This is a genomic window from Streptomyces poriferorum, assembly GCF_019399235.1.
Lineage (GTDB): Bacteria > Actinomycetota > Actinomycetes > Streptomycetales > Streptomycetaceae > Streptomyces > Streptomyces poriferorum.
In genome coordinates this window covers 1-8,012 of record NZ_JAELVH010000299.1, presented here as the reverse complement: position 1 = coordinate 8,012, position 8,012 = coordinate 1, and the positions used below count along the sequence as shown (strand labels likewise).

At 70.6% G+C, this 8,012-nt stretch carries 8 protein-coding genes and 1 pseudogene; 7 read left to right on the top strand and 2 right to left on the bottom strand.

Translation table 11 applies throughout. The features are described from left to right. Window positions 1-48: 48 nt before the first annotated feature. The 7 genes and pseudogenes from JGS39_RS33555 to JGS39_RS33525 all read left to right on the top strand — a co-directional run. A pseudogene (locus JGS39_RS33555) lies at window positions 49-258 on the top strand (MFS transporter); the annotation flags it as partial. Beyond that, the gene (locus JGS39_RS33550) at window positions 227-1,399 is read left to right on the top strand and encodes an acetoin utilization protein AcuC (protein ID WP_219573528.1); all 1,173 of its coding nucleotides are present in this window, start codon (window positions 227-229) and stop codon (window positions 1,397-1,399) included. The pseudogene JGS39_RS33555 and the gene JGS39_RS33550, both read left to right, overlap by 32 nt. Before the next feature lie 94 nt (window positions 1,400-1,493). Continuing rightward, on the top strand, window positions 1,494-2,309 hold the full coding sequence (locus JGS39_RS33545; protein WP_219573527.1) for a phosphatase: 816 nt from the start codon (window positions 1,494-1,496) through the stop codon (window positions 2,307-2,309). A gap of 128 nt (window positions 2,310-2,437) precedes the next feature. Continuing rightward, complete coding sequence (locus JGS39_RS33540; RefSeq protein WP_123460011.1) at window positions 2,438-2,650, top strand: helix-turn-helix domain-containing protein; 213 nt, start codon at window positions 2,438-2,440, stop codon at window positions 2,648-2,650. Between the two features lie 110 nt (window positions 2,651-2,760). Next, entirely contained in the window at window positions 2,761-2,859 is a 99-nt protein-coding gene (locus JGS39_RS33535) for a 30S ribosomal protein bS22 (RefSeq protein ID WP_003948845.1), read from the top strand. A gap of 243 nt (window positions 2,860-3,102) precedes the next feature. Next, window positions 3,103-4,191, top strand: a complete 1,089-nt coding sequence (locus JGS39_RS33530) for an NAD-dependent epimerase/dehydratase family protein (protein ID WP_219573526.1) — start codon at window positions 3,103-3,105, stop codon at window positions 4,189-4,191. Window positions 4,192-4,206: 15 nt separating this feature from the next. Further along, on the top strand, window positions 4,207-5,235 hold the full coding sequence (locus tag JGS39_RS33525) for a lysophospholipid acyltransferase family protein (RefSeq protein WP_219573525.1): 1,029 nt from the start codon (window positions 4,207-4,209) through the stop codon (window positions 5,233-5,235). A 191-nt stretch (window positions 5,236-5,426) separates the two neighbouring features. Here the strand turns inward: JGS39_RS33525 and JGS39_RS33520 are convergent, their stop codons facing one another. Beyond that, the gene (locus JGS39_RS33520) at window positions 5,427-6,623 is read right to left on the bottom strand and encodes a DUF5667 domain-containing protein (RefSeq protein WP_219573524.1); all 1,197 of its coding nucleotides are present in this window, start codon (window positions 6,621-6,623) and stop codon (window positions 5,427-5,429) included. A 225-nt stretch (window positions 6,624-6,848) separates the two neighbouring features. Next, the gene (locus JGS39_RS33515) at window positions 6,849-7,625 is read right to left on the bottom strand and encodes an ECF subfamily RNA polymerase sigma factor, BldN family (protein ID WP_024490754.1); all 777 of its coding nucleotides are present in this window, start codon (window positions 7,623-7,625) and stop codon (window positions 6,849-6,851) included. Window positions 7,626-8,012 lie beyond the last annotated feature (387 nt).

The following is an 8,012-nucleotide window of genomic DNA, read 5'->3' as shown; positions in this document are numbered from 1 at the left end:
TGAAGATGTTCAGCCGGGCGATGGCGGTATCGCTCGCCCCGGGGAACATCCGCCCGGCTGAACATCTTCAACTACGTGGGGTTCCTCGTGGGCTCGCCCCTGGTGGGGGCGCTCGGGGACGCCTGGAGCTACCGGGGCGCGATGCTCGTGCCGATGGTGCTGGTGCTCGCGACGCTGGTGTACGCCAAGTCGTTCGGCGCGGAGCCTGCCCGATACGGTGGCGGGCATGAGCGGCCGCGCACAGTTGATGTGGGATGACGCAGTAACGGGATACGACTTCGGGGACAGTCATCCCATGGATCCGGTCAGGCTCGCCCTGACGATGGGCCTGGTACGGGCGTTCGGTCTCGACCGGGCCGTGGATGTCGTAGCGGCGAAGGCGGCCGGGGACTCGACGCTGCGGCTCGTGCACCGGTCGGACTACGTGGCGGCCGTGCGGGCTGCGTCCGCCGATCCGCGGGCCGCGGACCAGAACTACGGGATCGGGACGACGGACGATCCGGCCTTCGCCGGGATGCACGAGGTGTCGGCGCTGATCGCCGGACAGTCGGTGGCGGCGGCCGAGGCCGTGTGGCGCGGCGAGACCGGGCACGCCGTGAACTTCTCCGGCGGGCTCCATCACGCCATGCCCGGCGGGGCGGCGGGTTTCTGCATCTACAACGATCCGGCGCTCGCCATCGCGCGGCTGCTGGAGCTGGGCGCGGAGCGGGTCGCGTACGTCGATGTGGACGTACACCACGGTGACGGGGTGCAGGCGGCGTTCTGGGAGGACCCGAGGGTTCTGACCATCTCGCTGCACGAGCACCCGCGCACCCTTTTTCCGCAGACCGGGTGGCCGGAGGAGACCGGTGGCGGGGCGGGCGAGGGCGGCGCGGTCAACGTGGCGCTGCCGGCGGGCACGGGTGACGCGGGCTGGCTGCGGGCGTTCCACGCGGTGGTGCCGGAGCTGCTGGCGGACTTCCGGCCGCAGGTGCTGGTGACGCAGCACGGGGCCGATACGCACTTCGAGGACCCCCTGGCCCATCTCGCGGTGTCGCTGGACGCGCAGCGGGCCGTGATGGCGGCGTGCCACGACCTCGCTCATGAGTACGCGGAGGGCGGGCGCTGGGTGGCGCTCGGCGGGGGCGGTTACGCGGTGGTGGATGTGGTGCCGCGGTCCTGGACGCATCTGGTGGGGATCGCCGCGCACGCGCCGGTGGATCCGGAGTCCGTGATCCCGTCGTCGTGGCGGGACGAGGTCTACGCCCGGACCCGGCAGCTGGGGCCGGCCCGGATGACGGACGGGCGTACTCCGTCGTGGAAGGCGTGGGAGGACGGTTACGACCCCGCGGACCGGCTGGACCAGGCGGTGCTCGCGACCCGGCGTGCGGCGTTTCCGCTGCGGGGGCTGCTGACCTGACGGCCGGAGCGGTGGCGCGTTCTGGTTGCGCCAACTGTGGGGCCTATTCCGGGTTTTGGCCCCTCGGCGCCGGCTGTGGGGCAGCATCGGCAGGGTGTTGAGCACCGGAGCGCTGCGTGCGCATCTGCTGGCGGCCCGGCTGGCCGGGCCCGTGGCCACCTCGCGGGAGACGAGCCTGCGGAGTTATCGGCTGTTCGCGGCCAGGGACCCGCGGGTGACGCTCGGACTCGATCCCGGACGGGGTTGGGGGGAGCGGGACCTGCTGCGGCTCATGGCCGACAAGTGCGGGGTCTCGGACGACCCGGCCCATGTGTCGGGTCCCGACGTGATCGATCCGGAGCGGACGATGGCGGGGCTGGACGCGTTTGCCGAGCGGTTGTCGGACGCGGCGGTCCGGCGGGCGCCGGTGCTGTTCGGGACGGGGCATCCGCATCGGCTGATCGGCTTCTACGCAGCGCTGGCAGACGCCCTGTCGGCGGTCGGCTGTGCCGTACTCACCCCCGCGCAGGGGCGACGTATCGACATAACGACCCGGTTCGGGGTACGCACGTACCACCTCGACTACGTACGGGGAGTCGCGCTGGTGCGCGAACCCGGCGCGCGGGTGCCCGGCGGTGGCACCGGCGCACACACCCACTCACCGCTGCCGCTGAGGGTGGCCCTGGAGGCCGCCGCGGAGGCCCGCGGGCCGCTGCCGGAGCTGGTCGTGGGGGACCACGGCTGGGTCTGCGGGGCAGGTCAGCTGGGCATCGAGGCGATCGGCCTGGCGGATACGGACGATCCGGCGCTGTTCGTCGGGGAGGCGGAGGGCCGGGTGGCGGTCGCCGTTCCGCTCGACGACGGCGTGCGGTCCGCGTACTACCTGCCGCTGACGCGCTATGTGCTCAATCGGGCGTGTCTGTCACAGTAGGCGGCCGATCGTCTCTCCTCTTCCCCACTCGCATCACCCGCCCCTAATCTGGGGAGTGAGCGCACAACGACGAAGAGTCACCGGAGGGGAAGCCGGTGCGCGTCTCGTGCGGAAGGTACAGGTGGGTCATGGCTGCTGACAGCGAGAGGCCTCTCAACGAGGTCAAGTTTCTGACCGTGGCGGAAGTCGCCTCGGTCATGCGAGTGTCGAAGATGACCGTGTACCGCTTGGTGCACAGTGGTCATCTGCCGGCGATCCGGGTGGGAAGGTCCTTCCGGGTGCCGGAGCAAGCGGTTCACGAGTATCTCCGCGAGTCCTTCGTGGGGGTGGGGACGGCCTGACGTTCCCCTCGGATTACGTACCTCACGCGGTGGCGGGTAGGCTAGGCCGACGTAGGTCGTGTGGGCCCAGACGCCCCGCACCAGTGAAGAAGAAGTGAGCGAGGGTAGTCGTGGGCTCTGTTATCAAGAAGCGGCGTAAGCGGATGGCCAAGAAGAAGCACCGCAAGCTGCTCAAGCGCACGCGCGTTCAGCGTCGCAACAAGAAGTAAGCGAACGCAGTTCGTGAAATCCGCAGCCCTTTCGCCGATGAGGCGGGAGGGCTGCGGTGCTGTGCGGGCCCGGTACGCGGCGGTGCGGGCGGCGGGTGCGCACATTCGGGCCAAGACGCGGGAGAACGCCGCCGCGCAGACGTCACAGGGCAACGTCCACCCGCTACGGTGACGACCGGGGGAGTGCCTTTTCGCGGCGCCCCCTCCACTCACCTCACGGGAGACCGACGGAAGGCGCTGATCTTGGGGAAGGTCGTGCTCGTCACGGGAGCGGCCCGGCAGCTGGGCGGCCGGTTCGTGCGGCGCATCCAGCGTGAACCGGACGTGGACCGGGTGATCGCGGTCGACGCGGTCGCGCCCGGGCAACGGCTGGGCGACGCCGTCTTCGTGCGCGCGGACATCCGCCAGCCCGCCATCGCCAGGGTCCTCGCCGAGCACATGGTCGACACGGTCGTGCACCTGGACGTCAGCGGCAAGGCGCTCGGGGCCCAGGGGCGTACCGCGGTCAAGGAGACCAACGTCATCGGCACGATGCAGTTGCTCGGCGCCTGTCAGAAGGCTCCGTCGGTCCGGCGGATGGTGGTCAAGTCCAGTACGGGCGTGTACGGCTCCGCGCCCCGCGATCCGGCGGTCTTCCACGAGACGACGCCGCCCAAGTCGCTGCCCGGCGGCGGCTTCGCGAAGGACGCGGCGGAGGTCGAGGGATACGTACGGGGCTTCGCGCGCCGCAGGCCGGACGTGGCCGTGTGCGTGCTGAGATTCGCGAACATCCTGGGGCCCGACCCGGACTCGCCGCTCGCCGACTATCTGGCGCTGCCGGTCCTGCCGACGGTGTTCGGGTACGACCCGAGGCTCCAGTTCGTCCACGAGGACGACGTCCTGGACGTTCTCGGCATCGCCTCGGGCGAGCCGCGGCGCGGGACGCTGAACAGCGGCACGTTCAACATCGCGGGCGACGGGGTGCTGCTGCTCTCGCAGTGCGCGCGGCGGCTGGGGCGGCCGACGATGCCCCTGCTGCTGCCCGCGGTCACGTGGGTCGGGCAGGCGCTGCGTACCGTCGGCATGACGGACTTCTCGCCGGAACAGATCCGGCTGCTCACCCATGGCAGGGTGGTCTCCACGGTCCAGATGCGCGAGACCCTGGGCTTCCGCCCGCGGTTCTCCACGGCGGAGACCTTCGCCGAGTTCGCGCGCAGCCGGGGTCCGGGGCTGCTGCCGCCCGCGGCGGTGGGCCGGGCCGTCGACCGGCTGGCCGCGCTGCCGTTCGCCGGGGGGACCGGCAGGGCCCCGGGGAGCAGCGGCGACACACACCCGACTCCGAGCGTCAGGTAGAGGAGCGCACCGACGATGGCGGATGCCAAGGTCATTCCGTTCGACGACGACCGTTCGCGGTCGGGAGGCGTGCCGCGTGCTGGGCGCCGGCGATCCGCGGGACGCGGTACGGGGTCCGTCAGCGCCCTGCCCGGGCAGCCGGCGGCCGCGCTGCCGCCGGAGGGGCAGGAGGAGGCCGTGGCGGGCCCTGAGGGCGTGGGAGGCGGTGGCTGGGACCGGCGGATCGCGGGCGGGCTCGCGTTCCTGCGGCGGCGGCTCACGGGCGAGTACGACGTCGACGAGTTCGGTTACGACGAAGAGCTCACCGACCAGGTCCTGATGTCGATGCTGCGGCCGGTGTACGAGAAGTACTTCCGGGTCGAGGTGAAGGGCATCGAGAACATCCCGTCGGACGGCGGGGCGCTCATCGTGTCCAACCACTCGGGGACGCTGCCGCTGGACGGGCTGATGCTCCAGGTCGCGGTGCACGACAACCATCCGGCGGGGCGGCATCTGCGGCTGCTCGCGGCGGACCTGGTGTTCATGCTGCCCGTCGTGAACGAGCTGGCCCGCAAGGCCGGGCACACGCTGGCCTGCGCGGAGGACGCGGAGCGGCTGCTGCGGCAGGGCGAGGTCGTCGGCGTGATGCCGGAGGGGTTCAAGGGCATCGGCAAGCCGTTCGGCGAGCGGTACAAGCTGCAGCGCTTCGGGCGGGGCGGCTTCGTGTCCACGGCGTTGCGGGCCGGGGTGCCGATCGTGCCGTGCTCGATCGTGGGGGCGGAGGAGATCTACCCGATGATCGGCAACGCGAAGACGCTGGCGCGGCTGCTGGGCTTCCCGTACTTCCCGATCACGCCGACGTTTCCCTGGCTGGGGCCGCTGGGGGCCCTGCCGTTGCCGACGAAGTGGACGATCCAGTTCGGTGAGCCGATTCCCACGGACGGGTATCCGATGGAGGCGGCGGAGGATCCGATGCTGATGTTCAACCTGACGGATCAGGTGCGGGAGCAGATTCAGCACACGCTGTACAAGTTGCTGGTGCAGCGGCGGTCGGTGTTCTTCTGACGTTGCCCGGGTGCCGGGCGTGTCGTTCTGTCCTCAAGCGCCGGACGGGCTGGGGATGGGTGGCTGCGGGTGCGCCGGGGCGCGGGATTTGTCCTCAATCGCCGGACGGGCTTGATTGGCCGGACGGGCTTGAGGTGGCCGGGCTTGATTGCGCCGGACGGGCTTGGTTCGTGCCCGTCCGGCGATGTGCGTCAGTCCCTGTCGTCCTGGGCGTCGATTCCCAGGCCGCCGATCAGGCCGGGGATCAGGGGCGGCAGGGTGATGTCCGGCGACGGGGTCGTGCTCGGTGTGTCCTGCGACGGTGAGGTGGCGTCGGGGGACGGCGGGTCGAGCAGGCCGTCCGTGCCGCCGCCGAGCAGGCCGTCCGCGGAGCTGCTGCCCGAGCCCGACGGGCGGGGCGAGGAGCTGGTGCCCGGACTGCTGTCGTGCGTGCCGGAGGGCGACGAGGGCGACGGGGCGTGCGAACGGGAGGACGGTGCCGAGCCGTTGCCGGTGGTGCCGGACTCCTTGGATCCGCTGTCCGTCTCCGGGGGGCGGGGGAGCAGCGACTCCAGCGGTTCGACCTCTTGGTCTATGGCTGCGAAGACCGAGCTCACCTGGTCGCCGATGTCGGCCAGCTGTACGGGGAGGCTGTCGCGGAGGCTGCTCCAGCTGCCGCGGTGTGCGCGGGAGAAGGAGTCGAGGGTCTGGATGGGGCCGAGCGCGCCGTCGCGTTCGTAGGCGGCGTGGAGCAGGCGGTGGCCCTCCGTGGCGTCGTGGGTCATGCCGTTGAGCGTGCGTCGGACTTCGCCGAGCTGCTCGTGGTCCAGATCGCCGGAGCGGGCGCGCTCCATCAGCCTGCGGGCTTCGCTGAGCCGGGTCGAGGCCTGGTCCAGGTAGACCTCGCCGCGGTCCGCGTCCCCGTCGGCCAGGCCGCGGTGGATGTCCTCCATGCCGCGCTTCAGCCCGTAGAGGGAGTCACCCGGCAGGGCGTCGGAACTGGCAGCGGCCACTCCGCCGAAGGCTCCCGCGGCCACACCGACGGTGAGGCCGCCGGCCGCGAGGCCCTTCGTCCAGCGGGATCTGGGGCGCAGTTTCCGGAGTGGCGAGGCCCGGTGGGCCCCCTTGCCCCGTTGTTCGGGCACCGTAGGGTCCGCGGACGCGCCACCCTCGGCGAACATGGCCTCCATGGCGGCGACGAGCTGGGCTCGCTGCACCACTTTGACCTCGGGATCCAACTCCGGCTTCGGTAGCTCACCGAGGCCGTTCGCCAGGGCCAACAGCGGTCCGGGGTCGGCCTGTTCGGCCGGGTCCTCGGGCTGTACGGCCGCCGCACCGCGGAGCGACTGCTCCTCCAGGGCCTGGGCGAAGGCGTTCGCCCGCCGGTGTGCCGAAACGTTTGCGATCACTGGCGGCACCTCCTCTCGTCATGACGGTCGACTCCCCTGTGGGTCCGGAAGGTTGCACACCTTGAGCGCATCCACTCGATTGAGTGAGTGTCTGCGGACATGGGGTGACGACAGGGAGCCTGCAACCGGCACAACGAGCGGCGCGGCATTGGGGTTACGCACGAAAGATGATCGGACCAGTGCGTGATGAACATATCGCCGAGAGTGACTCGGTCCGGGGTGGAGTCAGCGGGCATCGTCCGGGAGGAGCCGGGCAAGGGTGCGGACGGCGCGGTACTGCAGGGTCTTGATCGCGCCCTCGTTCTTGCCCATCACCCGGGCGGTCTCGGCGACCGAGAGGCCTTGCAGGAAGCGCAGGGTCACGCACTCCTGCTGCTGGGGGTTGAGTCGGCGCACGGCTTGCAGCAGTGCGGCATTGGAGAGGGACTCCAGGACGGAGTCCTCGGGGCTGCGCTCGACCTCGTTGGCGTCGAGCATCTCGCCGGTGGTCACTTCCAGTCGGAAACGACTGGATTTGAAGTGGTCGGCGACCAGGTTGCGAGCGATGGTGACCAGCCAGGCGCCGAAGTCACGGCCCTGCCAGGTGAAGGTGGAGATGCGCCGCAGGGCGCGGAGGAAGGTCTCACTCGTGAGGTCCTCGGCCGTCGCCTTGCCGCCCACCCGGTAGTAGATGTAGCGGTACACGGTGTCGCTGTACTGGTCATAGAGGCGGCCGAAGGCGTCAGCCTCACCGGCCTGTGCGCGCTCGACGAGATCCATCATGCGCGCGCTGTCGCTGTCGGCGGTCGGCCGACGAACGGTGGACGTGGTCGTTGCGCCGCGGTTGCTGCGTCTTCCGACCGCCGCGCCGCGTTCGGCCAGGGCGTAGCAGGGGCCGGCAGGTGCAGGGGTGGCAAAGGCGGGTACGGCGTACGCGGTGGGGACGAAGCCGCGCAAGCGGTCGCCGACCGTTGCGCGCAGCGTAGCCAGGCCCGAGGCGTCAACCCCGACGTGTGGGTACACGGGACTCCCAGAGGCAGAGCTTCCATCACGTGCAGTGCGAAACCGTCACTCGTCGTAGTGAGTGGTGGGTTCCGGAATGCGTCTGAGGAGAATAACGCTTCGTACAGGCAGTGCTACACCCAGTTGCTCAAATCATCGATTACGTCGCTTCTGTAGCGACTGTGCGACGCATCAAGTAGCACATCGTGACCGGTTATTGATCGAATTACTTCGAGATCTGTCACGGGGTGCGACAGGTTGTGGTCGAGTGCGGGTAACCCACTGGCCGGAGCGGCCGGTGGGTATGGGGTCCCGATTGGCGGCAGGGCCCGGGCGCGGCCCGGGCGTGGCCCGGCCCCTGCGGGGCTGCGCCCGGGGAGGTCCAGCGGCCGGGGAGGGGCAGCGTCC